Origin of the sequence: Rhizobium sp. SL42, from assembly GCF_021729845.1 — a bacterium.
Lineage (GTDB): Bacteria > Pseudomonadota > Alphaproteobacteria > Rhizobiales > Rhizobiaceae > Allorhizobium.
On record NZ_CP063397.1, the window covers coordinates 447,360 to 462,663 of the forward strand.

At 61.3% G+C, this 15,304-nt stretch carries 13 protein-coding genes; 2 read left to right on the forward strand and 11 right to left on the reverse strand.

Features of this window, described 5'->3' with window-relative positions:
- Nucleotides 1-16 precede the first annotated feature (16 nt).
- Nucleotides 17-949: a VOC family protein gene (locus tag IM739_RS01975; protein ID WP_237369593.1), complete on the reverse strand. Its 933-nt coding sequence runs from the start codon at nucleotides 947-949 to the stop codon at nucleotides 17-19.
- A 124-nt stretch (nucleotides 950-1,073) separates the two neighbouring features.
- Here IM739_RS01975 and IM739_RS01980 point away from each other — a divergent pair, with 124 nt between their 5' ends.
- Entirely contained in the window at nucleotides 1,074-1,976 is a 903-nt protein-coding gene (locus IM739_RS01980) for a LysR family transcriptional regulator (RefSeq protein WP_237369594.1), read from the forward strand.
- Between the two features lie 19 nt (nucleotides 1,977-1,995).
- On the opposite strand, the gene IM739_RS01985 is transcribed toward IM739_RS01980, so the two are convergent.
- From IM739_RS01985 to bglB, 8 genes are all read right to left on the reverse strand, one after another.
- Nucleotides 1,996-3,084, reverse strand: coding sequence for a Gfo/Idh/MocA family protein (locus IM739_RS01985; protein ID WP_237369595.1), 1,089 nt, complete (start codon nucleotides 3,082-3,084; stop codon nucleotides 1,996-1,998).
- Nucleotides 3,081-4,103, reverse strand: coding sequence for a Gfo/Idh/MocA family protein (locus IM739_RS01990; RefSeq protein ID WP_237369596.1), 1,023 nt, complete (start codon nucleotides 4,101-4,103; stop codon nucleotides 3,081-3,083). The genes IM739_RS01985 and IM739_RS01990 overlap by 4 nt, the downstream gene beginning before the upstream one ends.
- 5 nt (nucleotides 4,104-4,108) lie before the next feature.
- Nucleotides 4,109-5,365: a Gfo/Idh/MocA family protein gene (locus IM739_RS01995; RefSeq protein ID WP_237369597.1), complete on the reverse strand. Its 1,257-nt coding sequence runs from the start codon at nucleotides 5,363-5,365 to the stop codon at nucleotides 4,109-4,111.
- 35 nt (nucleotides 5,366-5,400) lie between these two features.
- Entirely contained in the window at nucleotides 5,401-6,495 is a 1,095-nt protein-coding gene (locus tag IM739_RS02000; protein WP_237369598.1) for an ABC transporter ATP-binding protein, read from the reverse strand.
- A gap of 11 nt (nucleotides 6,496-6,506) precedes the next feature.
- Nucleotides 6,507-7,424 carry a carbohydrate ABC transporter permease gene (locus IM739_RS02005; protein ID WP_237369599.1) on the reverse strand — a complete coding sequence of 306 codons (918 nt, stop codon included), beginning with the start codon at nucleotides 7,422-7,424 and terminating at the stop codon, nucleotides 6,507-6,509.
- Entirely contained in the window at nucleotides 7,405-8,298 is an 894-nt protein-coding gene (locus tag IM739_RS02010) for a carbohydrate ABC transporter permease (RefSeq protein ID WP_237369600.1), read from the reverse strand. The genes IM739_RS02005 and IM739_RS02010 overlap by 20 nt, the downstream gene beginning before the upstream one ends.
- 70 nt (nucleotides 8,299-8,368) lie before the next feature.
- A complete protein-coding gene (locus IM739_RS02015; RefSeq protein WP_237369601.1) occupies nucleotides 8,369-9,652 on the reverse strand; it encodes an ABC transporter substrate-binding protein in 1,284 nt (427 codons plus the stop codon).
- 125 nt (nucleotides 9,653-9,777) lie between these two features.
- Nucleotides 9,778-10,896: a beta-galactosidase BglB gene (bglB, locus tag IM739_RS02020; protein WP_237369602.1), complete on the reverse strand. Its 1,119-nt coding sequence runs from the start codon at nucleotides 10,894-10,896 to the stop codon at nucleotides 9,778-9,780.
- A gap of 210 nt (nucleotides 10,897-11,106) precedes the next feature.
- On the opposite strand from bglB, the gene kdgR reads away from it, so the two are divergent.
- Complete coding sequence (kdgR, locus tag IM739_RS02025; RefSeq protein ID WP_237369603.1) at nucleotides 11,107-11,901, forward strand: DNA-binding transcriptional regulator KdgR; 795 nt, start codon at nucleotides 11,107-11,109, stop codon at nucleotides 11,899-11,901.
- A gap of 4 nt (nucleotides 11,902-11,905) precedes the next feature.
- Here the strand turns inward: kdgR and IM739_RS02030 are convergent, their stop codons facing one another.
- Nucleotides 11,906-12,592, reverse strand: a complete 687-nt coding sequence (locus IM739_RS02030) for a response regulator (protein WP_237369604.1) — start codon at nucleotides 12,590-12,592, stop codon at nucleotides 11,906-11,908.
- Nucleotides 12,589-15,297, reverse strand: a complete 2,709-nt coding sequence (locus IM739_RS02035; RefSeq protein WP_237369605.1) for a sensor histidine kinase — start codon at nucleotides 15,295-15,297, stop codon at nucleotides 12,589-12,591. The genes IM739_RS02030 and IM739_RS02035 overlap by 4 nt, the downstream gene beginning before the upstream one ends.
- Nucleotides 15,298-15,304: the final 7 nt, after the last annotated feature.

A 15,304-nucleotide genomic window follows, 5' to 3' on the forward strand; every position in this document is an offset into this window, starting at 1 on the left:
GGGCCGGCAAAGGCAATCAATCCTTGATCTGCGGCAGATGCGCCTCGATCTGCGAGCGATACTGGGTGTAGCGGGTCGGCAGCTTCAAGGCCTCGCCGAGATGCGCGGTGTCCTCGTCACGGTTGAAGCCCGGCTCGTTTGTGGCGATTTCGAACAGCACGCCGCCTGGTGTGCGGAAATAGATCGCCCAGAAGTAGTCGCGGTCGATCACCGGCGTGACTTGATAACCCGTATCGAGCAGCGCCTTGCGCACTTCGAGCTGGGCTGCACGGTCATCCACGGCAAAGGCGACGTGGTGAACCGAACCGGCGCCGGCCTGGGCATGTTTCGCGCCCGGCAGGACCTCCAGATCGACATAGTCGGCGCCATTGCCGCCGGGAATGGCGTAGCGCACCATCTCGCCCTGCTTGTCGATCTCCTGGTAGCCCATGAACTTCAGCAGTTCACCGGTTGCACCTTCGTCACGCAGACGCATGGTGACGCCACGAAAGCCGTGAATACCTTCGGAGGTGGCCACCGGCCCGCGGTCAAACGGAAGACGCTGGTCACCGTCGACTTCCGCCAGCGAGAAACCATCGCCATCCGGACCGGCAAAGCGCAGGCGGTTTTCGCCAAACAGGGTGTAGGGAGCCAGTTCGGCCACGCCCTGGCTGCTCAGGCGCTCCTGCCAGAAAGGCAAAGTGCCCTTCGGAACGGAGAAGACGGTATCGGCGACTTCGCCGGTGCCGCGCTTGCCGGCACCCATGTTGGCGAAGGGGAAATAGGTCATCACCGAGCCTGCATTGCCGACTTCATCGCCGTAATAGAGGTGATAGACATCCGGTGAATCGAAGTTGACCGTCTTCTTGACGCGGCGAAGGCCGAGCGTCTTGGTGAAGAAGTCGTTGTTGGTCTGGGCATCGGCGGCCATCGAGGTGACGTGATGCAGTCCTTTGATCTGGGTAATCATGATTGTGATCCTTCCCGTCCAAACGGTTCGTGTTCAGTGTTGAAGCGAATATGGGGGATGGATTATTTTCATAGAATAGGCATAATTCGGCAAACACTATTGCGATTTTCGTAAAGGTTGCTCCGTGGGCGAACTGGAATCCATCCGTACCTTCCTGACGGTCGCCGAAGAACGCAGCTTCAGCGCAGCGGCGCGGCTGCTCAACAGCACACCTGCCTCGATCACCCGCACGGTCGCAGCACTCGAAGACCGGCTTGGCATCCAGCTGCTTCTGCGGACAACCCGCAAGGTGTCGCTGACCTCGGCAGGCGCCGCCTATGCCGCCCGCGTGGCCCCCCTGGCCGAAGGGCTGGCACGCGCCACCGAAGAGACCAAGGACCTGCAGAAGGTGACTGCCGGATCGCTGAAGATTTCGGCGCCGATGTCGCTCGGCATGAAAGTTCTGCCCGCCGTTCTTGGCCAGTTCGGCATCATTCACCCTCAGACCCAGGTCGCAATCGACCTTTCCGACCGCTTCGTCGATATCGTCGAGGACGATTACGATCTGGCGATCCGCATTTCGGGACCACCGAGCGACAAGTCGACGATCTGGCGAAAGATCTGCCCGGTGCCGCGCCTTCTGGTCGCTTCGAGGCAGTTCCTCGAGACCCATGGCACGCCACAGGTCCCCGAAGATCTGGTCAAACTCGAATGCCTCAGTTACCAGGAGCATTCGATGAGCGAAATCTGGGAGTTGAGCCGGGCCGGCACCACCCGCAGCATCGAGGCGCGCGGCCGCTTTACCGTCAACAATGGCGATTTTCTCACCCAGCTCGCGGTCGCCGGCGAGGGTATTGCCATGCTGCCACATTTCATCGTCGAGGAATTCCTCGATACGGGCAGGCTCGTCCAGGTCCTCGAGGGCTGGTCGACACCGGAAATCTGGCTCACTCTCTACTATCCGCCCTATGAACACCTGCCCCTGAGGGTGGCGACCTTCTCGGACTTTTTCGAAGCCTATATCCGGGAAAACTGGGGTGGCGCGTGAACGATCGGGTACCTGCCCATCATCCGGCGACCTCCGCCCCGGCCAGAAGCCAGCCGTCGGACAATGGGTGATCGGCATGAAGTGGCAGAGAAACCACCTGCCCGTCCCGTGCCGATGCATAGATCGCGGTCATCAGTTCGACAGAGTGATATCCCTCCTCCAGCGACGGCAGATAGAGGTCGGCTCCTCCGGTCAGGCGGGCATGCATGTCGCTGAACTGACCGGCAAACCGATGCGGTATGTCGGGAACGGATGCCACAATGGCATCGATCTCGGCCTGACGCCCCGGATCGCTTGCCTCGAACGTCCAGGGTCCAGCGCCAATCTGATAGGGATTGGTGCTTGATGTCATGGTCACATGTTCGAACAAGGCCCTGAAACGCGATGTATTTCCGGCCGCACCCAAGGTGATCGACGACGTCACCAGCGCGCCTTCGGCCGTCCGCATGCTGATCGCCGCACAATCCTCCGTCTCGATTGGGTTGACCCGCGTGTCGAGAAATGCCGCCACTTGAACGATGTTACCGACCAGATGGCAGACGAGGTTATGCGCGTGGCAGGCATGGCTGACGATCGCACCGCCCAACTCGCCCGTCCACGTGCCGCGCCAGCGCTCCGCATAATAATCTGCGCCACGTTGCCAATGGGTCTCCAGCGACAGGGCATAGGGCCGGCCCAGCAGCCCTCGCATTTTGAGTTCATGCGCCGCGCGATATCCGGCACCATAGCGGTACTGGAACACTGGGAACACTTGCCGCCCCACCTGTGCAGCCAGCGCAACGATCTTGCGCACATCCGACAAGGACCCGGACAACGGCTTCTCGCAAACGACGTGTTTGCCAGCCTTCAGCGCGGCAAGCGTCATCGGCGCGTGCAGCAGTGGCGGCAGGCAGATGTCCACGACATCCACCTGCGGATCGGCAAAGACCTCCTGTATGTCGGCGACCGGACGGCTGCCGGGAACTTGCTCGGATCCTTCCTGCGCGCGCGCTGCATTGAGATCGCAGACATAGCGAACCTCGAAGAGTTCGGGCAGTGCCGCATAGCCGGCCAGATGATCCTTGCCGATCCCAGCGCCGACGACCGCCACTCGAATACGTTCGCTCATTGACCTGCTCCCGTTTCCGCCATTCGCTGCGCCTGAAGCGCCAGATCCGTTGCCAGAAATGCGTGGGCCTGGGGCATGGCGGTTTCCGTACCCTGCTCGAGATCGCGGGCCAGCCGCCCGAAGAATGGTGTTCCGGCACCCGCCGCATCGACGCGAGAGACCCCCGCCTTGTCGACCACGAAGACATGATCGGTCCCAGGCTGGCCGGCAATGTCGATATATTTGCGAAGCTCGATATAACCTTCGGTGCCTACGATGGTCATCCGCCCGTCGCCCCAGGTCGGCAGGCCATCCGGTGTCAACCAGTCGACACGCGCATAGCCACGTCCGCCGTTTCCGGCCAGGATGACTTCGCCGAAATCCTGGAAATCCGGTCGTTCGAGATTGGCGACATTGCCGATATGCGCTGTCACGACACTGGCCTGCGTGGATCCGGTGAAATGCAGGAACTGATCGAACTGATGAGCGCAGATATCGGTGAGGATCCCGCCGAAACGAGCCCGGTCCCAGAACCATGGCTGCCGCAGATGCGCATTGAGCCGGTGCGGGCCGAGCCCGACTGTCTGCACCACCTTGCCGATCCTACCCTCGGCGATCATTTGGTCCGCAACGGTCACGCTCTGCACCAGCAACCTTTCGGAGAAACACACCGTCCACCGCCGTCCGGTCTCGGCGACCGTCTTGCGGATATCCGCCAATTGCTGCTGCGAGGTGCAACCCGGCTTGTCGACAAGCACATCCTTGCCATACCGCATCGCATCCATCGCGGTGCCCGCGCGTTCGCTGTTGATCCCGGCGCAGAGAACGAGATTGATGCTCTCGTCCTCAAGGATCGCCTCGACCGGCACCTCGGGCACGCCGGGATAGGACTGGCGAAAGACGTGACGCAGGGTCTCCGGCGTTTCTGCACCGGTGGCCCAACCGACAACGACCCCACCGACGTTCAGCATCCCGTTCAGCATGCCGTAGATATGGTTGTGATCGATGCCGATCACCCCGATGCGTATCGCGAAAGCCATCTGTTCTACCGCTCCAGTTTGATGCCACGGGCCCGTAGCATCGATTGAATGTTGACAACCGAACCGGTCTCGATCGACGCATTGGCCGCAATGCCGGTCAGGATCGACCAGGCGCCGCCGATATGGTCGGAAGCGCGATCAAAGCGATCCGGCTCCATGCCGTCCGGATCGAAGATATAGCCGAGCATGACCGGGTCGGCGCCGCCATGATGGCCCTTGGCCTTGGGTACCTCGACCAGCCGCGGCGCTTCTCCTGCCAGATGCAATTCCGTCGTGATCGCATCCTCGTCGGCATGCGCCCGCTCTCCGCCGAACACGCCGTGCACTTCGACATGGCGATGGGTGATATCGCCCTTGGTGCCCTGGAACTTGATCTCCAGTCCCTCCCACGGCGAATAGGCCGTAAGTGTATAGTTTGCAGTCACGCCCGAGGCGTAGCGGATATGGGCCTGCATCGTGTCCTCGATCCCGATCTCCTCGTCGAAGACGCAAAGATCGCGGAAGTAGCCGTCCTCACCCTCGGCATCCAGATAGAGTTCTTTCAGGCTCGGATCCGCCGCCAGATCGAGTTCGAAATCGCATTTGTCCGCCACCGGACAGAGATGGCAACGCGGCCCGCGGCCCGAAAGCCCGAGATCGACGGCTGTCTCCGGCCGGTAGAAGGCACGGCGGCCGGACGCCAGAACCTCGATCGGCACCGTGCCCAGCCACCAGTTGAGCAGGTCGAAATGATGGGTCGACTTGTGCACCAGAAGCCCGCCGGAATTCTCCTTCTGCCGGTGCCAGCGGCGGAAATAGTCCGCGCCATGCACCCGGTCGAGATGCCAGCGAAAATCGACCGCCGTCACGGTTCCGATCGCCCCCGACGCGATCAGTTCCTTGATCTGCGTGCGCGCCGGCGAATAGCGATAGTTGAAGGTGACCTTGACCTGGCGCCCGGTGCGCTTCTGCGCGTCGACGATCATCTTTAGCCGGGTAAGATCTATCGTCAGCGGCTTTTCGCAGATCACGTCGCAACCGGCCTCGAATGCCCGCACGATATAGTCCGCGTGCAGGAAATCAGGTGTGGCCACGACGACCGTGTCCGGCCTCTGCTCGGTGAGCAGCCGGTCGAAATCACCGGACAGGTAGGTCGCCACGCCGTTCGTACCGGGTTTCGAGGCCGCCTTCGCCGCTTCGTTCAGGCGGTGCGAATTGCTGTCGCAGACGGCAACGATCTCGTGCTTGTCCGCATAGTCCTCAACGACGGAATCGCGAAACATCTTGTGCCGCGAACCGCATCCTACAATCGCGATCTTCACTGGGTCTGGCTCTCGTTCTGGATGGCTTCGATGCGCTGGCCGTTGCCGTCGAAATAATGGAGGTCGGAAAGATTGAAGCCGATCGTCACCGGATCGCCCATGCGATAGGCCGTGCGGCCGTTGTCGCTGACCAGCAGCGTCTGGCCGGAGGACAGGGCGATATGCAGCAATGTTTCGCTGCCGAGATATTCGACCAGCTTGATCGTGCCTTCCGCGGTCACCTCACCGCGGCCGATCTGCAGCGATGCCGGGCGCACGCAGAGCGTCAGCGCCGGATCCGACGTCGCAAGATTGGGGATTGCGAACGCCGGCATCCCGGCAACGCTCGCCGTTGCAATGCCATTGCTGTGCGACATGGTGGCCTGCAGCATGTTGATCTTCGGCGACCCGATGAAACCGGCGACGAAAAGGTTCTGCGGCCTTGTATAGAGTTCCTGCGGCGTGCCGACCTGTTCGATCTTGCCGCCCCGGAGCACGACGATCCGGGTCGCCATGGTCATCGCCTCCACCTGGTCATGCGTCACATAGATCATCGTCGTGCCGAGCCTTGCATAGAGCGAGGCAAGTTCGGCCCGCATCTGGACGCGCAGTTCGGCATCGAGGTTGGACAGCGGCTCATCGAACAGGAAGAGCTGCGGCTCGCGCACGATGGCCCGCCCGATCGCCACGCGTTGCTTCTGCCCGCCGGACAGCTGGCGTGGCTTGCGCTCCAACAGATGTTCGATCTGCAGGATACGGGCCGCCTCCGCCACCCGACGCTCGACCTCGTTCCGCGCCATCTTGAAATTCTGCAGACCGAAGGCGAGGTTCTTTCGCACGCTCATATGCGGATAGAGCGCATAGGACTGGAACACCATCGACAGCTCGCGCTTGGAAGCCGGCAGGTCGTTGACCACCTTGCTTCCGATCGACACAGTTCCCTCGGAGATCTCCTCGAGACCGGCGATCATGCGCAGTAATGTCGACTTGCCGCAGCCGGAGGGCCCGACGAGCACAAGGAACTCGCCGTCGTGGATATCCAGGTTGAGCCCCTGGATGATGGAGAGCGCTCCATAGCGCTTTCCGACGTTTCGAAGCGTCAATCCTGCCATGCGTCTGTTCCCTACTTCATTCCGGAGGTGGCGATGCCACGAACGATCATTTTCTGGAACAGGACGAAGAAGATCACGACCGGAACCAGCGAAAGCACCGACATCGCGAACATCTGGCCATAGGCGGACTTGCCTTCCTGATCGAGGAAGAGGCGAAGCGCCAGCGGCACCGTGTAGCTCTTGATGTCATTGAGATAGATGAGCGGCGCGAGAAAATCCTCCCACACCCAGATCAGCGAGAAGATCGCCGCCGTACCCATTGCCGGCAGCGACAGCGGCAGGATGATCGCCCAGTAGATCTTGAAGGGCGAACAACCGTCGATCATCGCCGCTTCGTCGAGTTCGCGCGGCAACTGGCGGAAGAACTGCACCATCAGGAAGATGAAGAAGGCGTCCGAAGCGAGGAAGCGCGGCACGACCAGCGGCAGATAGGTATCGACCCAGCCAAGCTTGAGGAACTGCACATATTGCGGGATGAGGACGACATGATACGGGATCATCAAGGTCATCATCATCAGGGCGAAGAAGAAGCTGCGCCCGGTAAACTGCAGCCGGGCAAAAGCGTAAGCCGCAAACGAACAGGACACCAGGTTGCCGATCACCGAAAGGCCGGTGACAATCGCCGAATTCATGTAGAACACCGTGAACGACTTCGGCAGGGCGTTCCAACCCGCGGTATAGTTGTCGAAGCGGAATTCCGACGGCCAGAGCGTCAGACTGCCGAAGATCTCGTTTTCCGGCTTGAACGACGAGGCGAGCAGCCAGAAGAGCGGATAGAGCATCACGCAGGACACGCCGATCAGGAAGACATGCTTCAGGATGCGGCCATTGCGCTCGCGCCGGTCACGCCGCAGCTTCACCGCGTGGGCAACCCTTGCCGCCTCGTCCACCTGGATCGCGAGGTCGAGATCAGTCGCGCTCGTTTTCATAATGCACCCAATATTTCGAGGTGAAGAAGGCCACCGCCGTGAAAACCGCGATGATGATCAGCAGCACCCAGGCCAGCGCTGAGGCGTAGCCCATGCGGAAGAACTTGAACGCCTCGTTGAACAGGTAGACCGTGTAGAACAGAAGGCTATCGGCCGGCGCGCCGGTTCCGTTCGAGATGATGAAGGCGCTGGAAAACGTCTTGAAGGCGTCGATGGTCTGCAGCACCAGATTGAAGAAGATCACCGGGGCGAGCAGCGGCAGTGTGATCCGGGTAAACTGGCGCCAACGCGGCGTCCCGTCGATTTCCGCCGCCTCGTAAAGGTCGCGCGGGATCCCCCTGAGACCCGCGAGGAAGATCAGCATCGGCGAGCCGAACTGCCACATCGCCAAAATCACCAGCGTATAAAGCGAGGTATTCGGATTGGTGATCCAGGATGCGCCCTGAATACCGAAGGTAGCCAGGATCTGGTTGACCACGCCGTCCGCGGCAAACAACTGACGCCACAGGATGGCGATCGCGATCGACGCGCCCAGCAGCGAGGGCAGGTAAAAGATCGCGCGGTAAAGCCCGATCGTGCGCAGACCCTTGTCGAGCAGCATGGCAACGCCGAGCGCCATGATCAGGCGGGCGGGCACGGCCAGCGCGACATAGGTGAAGGTCACGTCGAGCGCCTTCCAGAACCGCCGGTCGCGGGTGAACATGTAGACGTAATTGTCGAGACCGACCCATTCCGGAACGTTGACCATGTCGTAGCGGGTGAACGACAGATAGAGCGACGCCAGGATCGGTCCGAGCGCGAGCAGGAAGAACCCGATCAGCCAGGGCAGCAGAAACACATAGGCCGGCGCATTGCGGGCGAAGAAACGTCTCATGGAAACGACCTTGTTCTCGGTGGTCGGCCCGGGCGGTATAAGCCGCCCGGAACCATTGGCACGGGACGTCTTACTGGGCGCGCTCGACGATCGACTGCGCCTCTTCGATAAACGCGGTGGCTGCATCGGCCGCCTGCGCATTGCCAAGCACCACATCGGTGCCGACGCGCATGAAGGCGTCGCGCACTTCGCCGGCACCCTTGGGAGCCGGCAGTGGCAGCGGCCCGACCTTGCTCTGGATCGCCTCGAAGTAATCGACCGACATCTTCTCGACCTCGGTCAGATTGGGCGCCAGCGCCGCACGCACCTTCGGCGAGCAGGGAATGCCGCGTTCCAGTCCGAGGATCGCGGTGGTTTCCGGATCGTTGACCCAGGCATTCATGTAGGCGATCGCGGCGTCCGTATCCTTGGCATCGCGGCTGAGCGACATGAACATCGATGGCTTGATGAACTGACCCGGCTTGCCGCCCGCCTTGTGCGGCACCATGGCGGCGCCGATCTTGTCCTTGGCGACTGCCTGGATGCCGACCAGCTGGTTGGACCAGAAATGCGACATCGCGGTATCGCCGACGGCAATGCCGGATTCGGCGATCGGCGGATCGAGGATCACCGTCTTGTCCGCGTCACGGACGGCGCCCTTCTCGCGCAGATCCGCCCAGAACTGCCAATAACTGGCGACGTCATCGACGGTCGCGGTCACCTTGCCGTCTGCATCATAGAATTCACGGCCGTTCTGGCGCACCCAGGACTCGAACGTCTCGATCATCAGCGACAGGTCGTCCGATCCCTTGACCGCGCCATTGGTCTTGGCAGTGATCGTTTCACAGGCCTTGGCGAAATCGTCCCACGTCCAGTTGATCAGGTCGGCATCGATGCCGGCTTCCTGGAAGACGCGCGTATTGTGCACCATCACCTGGCTGTTGGAGCCGATGTTCAATGCATAGAGCTTGCCGTCAACCTTGCCGCCTTCCAGCGGTCCCTGGTCAAAGTCGGCGATCATCAGGGTCTTGCCGATATGCTCGTCGAGCGGCAATAGCGCGCCGCGGCGCACATATTCGAACAGGAAGCGGTAATCCATCTGAACCAGATCGGCCATGTTGCGGCCGGCGGTCTGGGTTGCCATCTTGGTCCAGTAGTCGCCCCAGCCGATCGTCTCGCCGGAAACCTCGATAGCGGGATTGGCCTTCTGGAACACGTCGATCACAGCAAAGGTGCGTTTGTCACGCTCCGGATTGCCCCACCAGAAATGCCGGATCGACCGGTCGGCAGCCCATGCCGGAATGGCCGAAAACGCCGATGCGGCAGCCGCCGCACCCATCGCGCCCAGCATGCTTCGTCTTGTCAGTTTGGTCATTGCATCCTCCTCCAAGGAACACGAGCGTCATCTCCTGACGCCCCCTTTTGCCTCACCATGTCCCGCACCATGCAATCCGTCTCCTCCTGACCGGACCCATGCCTCCTGTTCTCCAGCGCAATCTCTCAGATGTGACTGCGCAAAAGCTCCGTCAGGCAGAGCATCGCCATCGCCTGCCCATACGGCATCGAGGTCCGCTTGATCTGCCGGTAAAAATCAAGATCGCTGCCCATCGCCGTGCCGAAGGACACCTGCTGCAACTCGCCTTCCGGGCTGATATTGTCGACGACGCCCTTCATCGCGCGTTCCGCCGTTTCCAGATATTCGGGTCCGAGATAACGCTTGCGCACGCCTTTCATCAGGCCATAGGCGAAGCCGGCCGTGGCGGATGCCTCCAGATAGCTTTGCGGATCGTCGAGCAACGTGTGCCACAGGCCCGAAGGATCCTGGCATGCCTTCAGCGCGGCTGCCTGCCGCCCAAGCAGCGAAACGAGATGCCGGCGAACGGGATCGCCATCCTTCATGTCGAGCAGTTCGATGAATTCCGGAATGGCGATGGTTAGCCAGCTGTTGCCACGCGCCCAGCGCGCCCTGGCAAAATTATGGTTGCCGTCGAAGGTCCAGCCGTGGAACCAGAGGCCCGTCTCGGTATCGCAGAGATACTGCGCATGGACCAGAAACTGGTACTTCGCTTCCTCGACGAATTCCGGACGATTGAGGATGAGCCCGATCTTCGCCAGCGGCAACACGCTCATCATCAGCGTATCGTCCCACATCTGCTGGTCGTTGACGCTGTTATAGGTGATGTGCTGCAGCCCGCCTTCGCGGGTGCGCGGCATCTCGTACATGACCCATTCGGCCCAGGTTTCCAGATAGGGCAGCCAACGCGGATCCGGCTTCAGTTCGTAGAGATGCGCAAGCGTGAGAAACGGCGCGACGGTGTTGATGTTCTTGGTCGGCGTGCCTTCCGAAAGGCGCGCCTCGAACCAGCCCGTGATGATCTCCATCGCCTTGGCATTGCCGGTCTGCTGCCAGTATTTCAAAAGGCCATAAAGCGCGATGCCGTGCGTCCATTCCCACCCGGCCCAACCCTTGGTGTCGATGACCCGCCCGTCATCGAGACGCAGCAGGAACTCGCCGGTCTTGTCCTCGATATGGATGAGATTATCCGTCAGCCGGTCGATCAGCCCGCACACATCGCTGCGCTGAATAAAGTGGTCCTTCTGCTTCAGCAGCGAATGCATGTTTCAACTCCTCCCAGGCTGAAAAATTTTTCGGAACATAATTCCGGAATTTAAGAAATCACACTCCTGCCCACTTTTCAACGCTGTTTTTTGCGCGCAGAGTTGGAAATATCAGATTGGTCAAAAGACGGGATTGCACGGCCACGCCCATCTTGACACAACCAGGCGCAAATTCCAGAATGGAATTCCAAAAAAAACAGAACGGCAGAGATGTTAGATTCCCAGACCAAGACCGAAAACGTTGCTGCCGTCCTCAAGGTCTTTGCGGTGGTCGAGGCACTTGTCGAAGACAAGCGGGTCAGCCTCGCCGATCTTGCTCAGCGGGCCATGACCTCAAAGACCACCGCCCACCGGCTGCTCCAGACCATGGTCGAACTCGGCTATGTCGAGCAGGACCCCGAAACCGAGAAATACGGCCTCACGCTCAAGCTTTTCAGTCTTGGCGCACGCTCGCTCACCGAACAGGCCGACCTTCTGCGCGTGGCCGATCCGGTGATGGGCAAACTCTCCAGGGCAACCGGAGAATCGATCAACCTCGGCATTCTCGACGATCGGGACCAGAAGGTCGTCTACATCCACAAATACGATTCCGCCTTCAGCCTGTCGATGAAATCGACCCTTGGCCTGCGCAACCCGTTGCACAGTACCTCGCTTGGCAAGGCGCTGCTCGCCTGGCGCGACGAGGACGAAATCCGCGAGCGGATCGGCAGGATGGACATGGTCAAACTCGCCCCTCGCACCATCACCGAGCCCGATGCCCTGCTCGAGCAGTTGCGATTGACCCGCAACCGCGGCTATTCGGAGGAAGTGGAAGAAAGCGAGGCAGGCGTACGCTGCATGGCCGCACCGATCTTCAACTACATGGGCAAGTCGATTGCTGCAATGTCGATTGCCTTTCCGCTGTTCCGGTTCGATGAAGCGCGCAAGCCCGACTATATCGACCTTCTCACCACAGCCGGCATGACGGCGTCCCAGGCCCTCGGCTATCAGCCGCCCAGGAACTGACCTTTCAGGTGGTCACGAAACGATAGCCGACGCCCGGCTCGGTCAGGATGAAGATCGGCTCTGCCTCGTTTGTTTCGATCTTCGCGCGGATCTGGCGAATGAACACGCGCAGATACTGCAAATCATGTTCATGCGCCGGTCCCCAGACCTGTTTCAGCAAAGCGCCATGTGTCAAAACGCGACCGGCATGGGATGCCAGCAGCAACAGCAGGTCATATTCCTTCGGCGTCAGTTTAACCGTCCGCTCACCCTTGCTCACCAGCCGGTGCTCGACATCGATAACGAGATCGCCGCTGCGGATGGTCGAGGGTGCAGGCTCGGAATGTGTCTTGTGACGCAGCGCGACCCGAATGCGCGCCGTGAGCTCGCCGATGCCGAACGGCTTTTCCAGGTAGTCGTCGGCACCGAGATCAAGCGCCGCGATCTTTTCCGTTTCGCGGTCGCGGGCCGACAGGACGATGATCGGGATCGCGTTCCAGCTGCGCAACTGCGCAATCACATCCTTGCCGTCCATGTCCGGCAGGCCCAGATCGAGGATCAACAGGTCCGGGGCGACTGTTGCCACCAGCGCAAGCGCCTGCTTGCCCGTCTCTGCCTCCACCACATCATAGCCGGCAGCTGTCAGCGCCGGGCGCAGAAAACGCAGGATCTGCGGTTCGTCGTCGACCACGACGATGCGCTGGCCCTTCATGGTTCCCGCCTGTCCTTGAGTGCATCCTCGATCGGGAAGCGCAGCGTGAACCGCGTGCCGCGTCGTTTGACGGCCGGGCTCTCGACCGTGATCGTTCCGCCCATCGCCTCGACAAATCCCTTCGCAATCGCCAGTCCAAGGCCGGTCCCAGGCTTGCGGCCATCCGCCTTCTTGCCGCGACGATAGAACTTCTCGAAGATCCGGTCGATATCCTTCTCCGCAATGCCACGACCAAGATCGGTGATAGACAATGACACCGATCGGGCGTCGAATTTTGCATAGAGCGTTACCGGCTCGCCGCCGCCATGCTTGAAAGCATTGTCGAGCAGGTTGAACAGCACCTGGCCCAGCAGAACGCTGTCTGCCCGGATCAGCGGCAGGTCGGGGGCAATGCTGGTGGATATGTCGAGATCCGGCCAGATCCGGCGCACACGGGCAACGCTGTCGAGAATGACATCGCCGAGATCGACCCAGTCGCGAACCGGCTCGAGCGCGCCGGCCTCGATACGGGTCATGTCGAGAAGATTGCCGACGAAACGAGACAGTCTTTCGCCTTCCTCCTCGATCGACAGCAGCAGGTCGCGACGGCTTTCCGCCGGCATGCGGTCGCCGAACTCCTTGAGACTGGTCACCGCGCCGGTAATCGTCGCAAGCGGCGTGCGCAGGTCGTGGGAGATTGAAGACAGAAGCGTCGACTGGAAACGTTCCCGTTCCAGTCGGGCCTTGTCCTCGACGCTGCGCGTCGTCAGCATGGCACGATCGAATGCGATGGTGACCTGGTCGAGAATGGCCCCGAGCGCCCGTTCCTCGACAGGGTCGAGCGCATGCCCGTCCATGCCGTAGCCGCACACGGCAAGCGTCCCGACCGGGCCGCGCAGCGGCCGAAACTGCAGGGTCGAATTGGGCAGCGTTCCGGTGCCGGCCCCCGCCGCCTCTCCCTTCTCATAGGCAAACCTGGCAGCAGCCATCTCGGCCACGCCAAGCTCGGTATCAGGTGGCCAGCATGAGCGCAATGACAGGACCCCGTCGATCGGCGACAGCAATGCAACCGGTCTCTGGATCGTCCCGTTGAGCTGACTGACGGCTGTCCATACGATGGCATCCTGGTCCACGGTTCCGGCAAGTTTCGACGAAATGTCGTAGAGGATCTGGGTCTGCGCCGCACGGCGAGCCGCAATTTTCCCCTGCTCCCGGATCCGGGATGCGATACCGCCGGCAATCAGCGCCGCGGCAATGAATATGATGAACGCGAACACCTCGTGCGGCGCGGCGATGGTCAGCGTGCCGACCGGCGAAATGAAGAAGAAATTATAGGCGACCGCCGACAGCACGGAGGCGAGAACCGCTGCGAAATAACCGCCACGCAAGGCCGAAACCAGCACGGCCAGCAAGAACAGCATCGACACGTTCGGCAGTGACACGATTTCGACCATCGCCCGGCCGCCGAGTGTCGCAACCGCTGTAGTGGCCAGCGCCGTCACCACGTCTTTTGGCCGGACCTTCAGCCGATTGGCGGCCAATCTCCGCTTCAGCGGGGCGAACCAGTCATGGGTCGGCTGGTCTTCCGTGGTGATCAGATGAATGCTGATCCCGGACAACTCTTCCAGCAGCGCATCGGTCAGCGACTTTCGCAGCAGCCGCTGCCACAAGGACCGTTGCGGCGCCCCGAGAACGATCTGCGTCACATGCTCGCGCTTGGCGATCCGCAGGATTTCCTGGACGAAATCGCGCCCCTGCACGCGCCTCGTCTCGCCACCCAATCGCTCCGCCAACCGGAAAAGCACATCGATCCGCATCTGCCGCGATGGATCGTCGTCCACCATGTCCGACTGCTCCAGCGACACGACGATCCAGTGGGCGTTCATGCCGGAGGCGAGGTTGCTCGCAGTTCGCACGACCTTTTCGGACAGCGTGTCCGGGCCGACGCAGACCAGAAGCCTTTCGCTCGTCCGCCACGGCCCCTCGATCGCATTCTGCTTGAGGAAATCGACCATCTGGTCGTCGACGCGGTCGGCGGTTCGCCTGAGCGCAAGCTCCCGCAGGGCGGTCAGATTGCCGAGGCGAAAAAAGCTGTCGGCCGCCCGCCGCGCATTGTCGGGCAGATAGACCTTTCCCTCTTTCAGCCGGTTGATCAGTTCCTCCGGCGCCAGATCGATCAGGATCACTTCATCGGCCTGCTTCAGCACCCGGTCCGGAACGGTCTCGCGCACCTGCACGCCGGTGATCTGGGCGACGATTTCCGACAGGCTTTCGAGATGCTGGATATTGAGCGCCGTCCAGACATCGATACCGGCCGCGATCAGTTCCTCGATATCCTGGTAGCGTTTGGGGTGCCGGCTTTCCGGCGCGTTCGTGTGCGCCAGTTCGTCGACGATCAGGATCGCTGGGCGCCGGACAAGCGCCGCATCGATGTCGAACGCGTCGACCTTGCGTCCCTTGTAGTCGATCTGCTTGCGGGGCAGGAACTCGAGGTTTTCGACCAGCGCCTCCGTCTCGGCCCGACCATGGGTTTCCACGAGACCGACAACGACATCGGCGCCCGCATTCTTGCGAATGCGGGCGCGCGACAACATTGCGAAGGTTTTCCCGACGCCGGGGGCGGCGCCGAGAAAGATGGTGAGCTTGCCCCGCCCGGCACGGTTCGCAAGCCCGAGAAGGGCATCGGGATCGGGCCGGTTCAGGTTATCGCGGGAATCGTCGGGCATGCAGCAA

Bases quoted from the DNA above. Each gene is read 5' to 3' on its own strand.
- IM739_RS01990 (WP_237369596.1), bottom strand. From the start codon at position 4,103: ATGGCTTTCGCGATACGCATCGGGGTGATCGGCATCGATCACAACCAT.
- IM739_RS01985 (WP_237369595.1), bottom strand. From the start codon at position 3,084: ATGAGCGAACGTATTCGAGTGGCGGTCGTCGGCGCTGGGATCGGCAAG.
- IM739_RS01995 (WP_237369597.1), bottom strand. From the start codon at position 5,365: ATGTTTCGCGATTCCGTCGTTGAGGACTATGCGGACAAGCACGAGATC.
- IM739_RS02010 (WP_237369600.1), bottom strand. From the start codon at position 8,298: ATGAGACGTTTCTTCGCCCGCAATGCGCCGGCCTATGTGTTTCTGCTG.
- IM739_RS02015 (WP_237369601.1), bottom strand. From the start codon at position 9,652: ATGACCAAACTGACAAGACGAAGCATGCTGGGCGCGATGGGTGCGGCG.
- IM739_RS02035 (WP_237369605.1), bottom strand. From the start codon at position 15,297: ATGCCCGACGATTCCCGCGATAACCTGAACCGGCCCGATCCCGATGCC.
- bglB (WP_237369602.1), bottom strand. From the start codon at position 10,896: ATGCATTCGCTGCTGAAGCAGAAGGACCACTTTATTCAGCGCAGCGAT.
- IM739_RS02030 (WP_237369604.1), bottom strand. From the start codon at position 12,592: ATGAAGGGCCAGCGCATCGTCGTGGTCGACGACGAACCGCAGATCCTG.
- IM739_RS02005 (WP_237369599.1), bottom strand. From the start codon at position 7,424: ATGAAAACGAGCGCGACTGATCTCGACCTCGCGATCCAGGTGGACGAG.
- IM739_RS02000 (WP_237369598.1), bottom strand. From the start codon at position 6,495: ATGGCAGGATTGACGCTTCGAAACGTCGGAAAGCGCTATGGAGCGCTC.
- kdgR (WP_237369603.1), top strand. From the start codon at position 11,107: ATGTTAGATTCCCAGACCAAGACCGAAAACGTTGCTGCCGTCCTCAAG.
- IM739_RS01975 (WP_237369593.1), bottom strand. From the start codon at position 949: ATGATTACCCAGATCAAAGGACTGCATCACGTCACCTCGATGGCCGCC.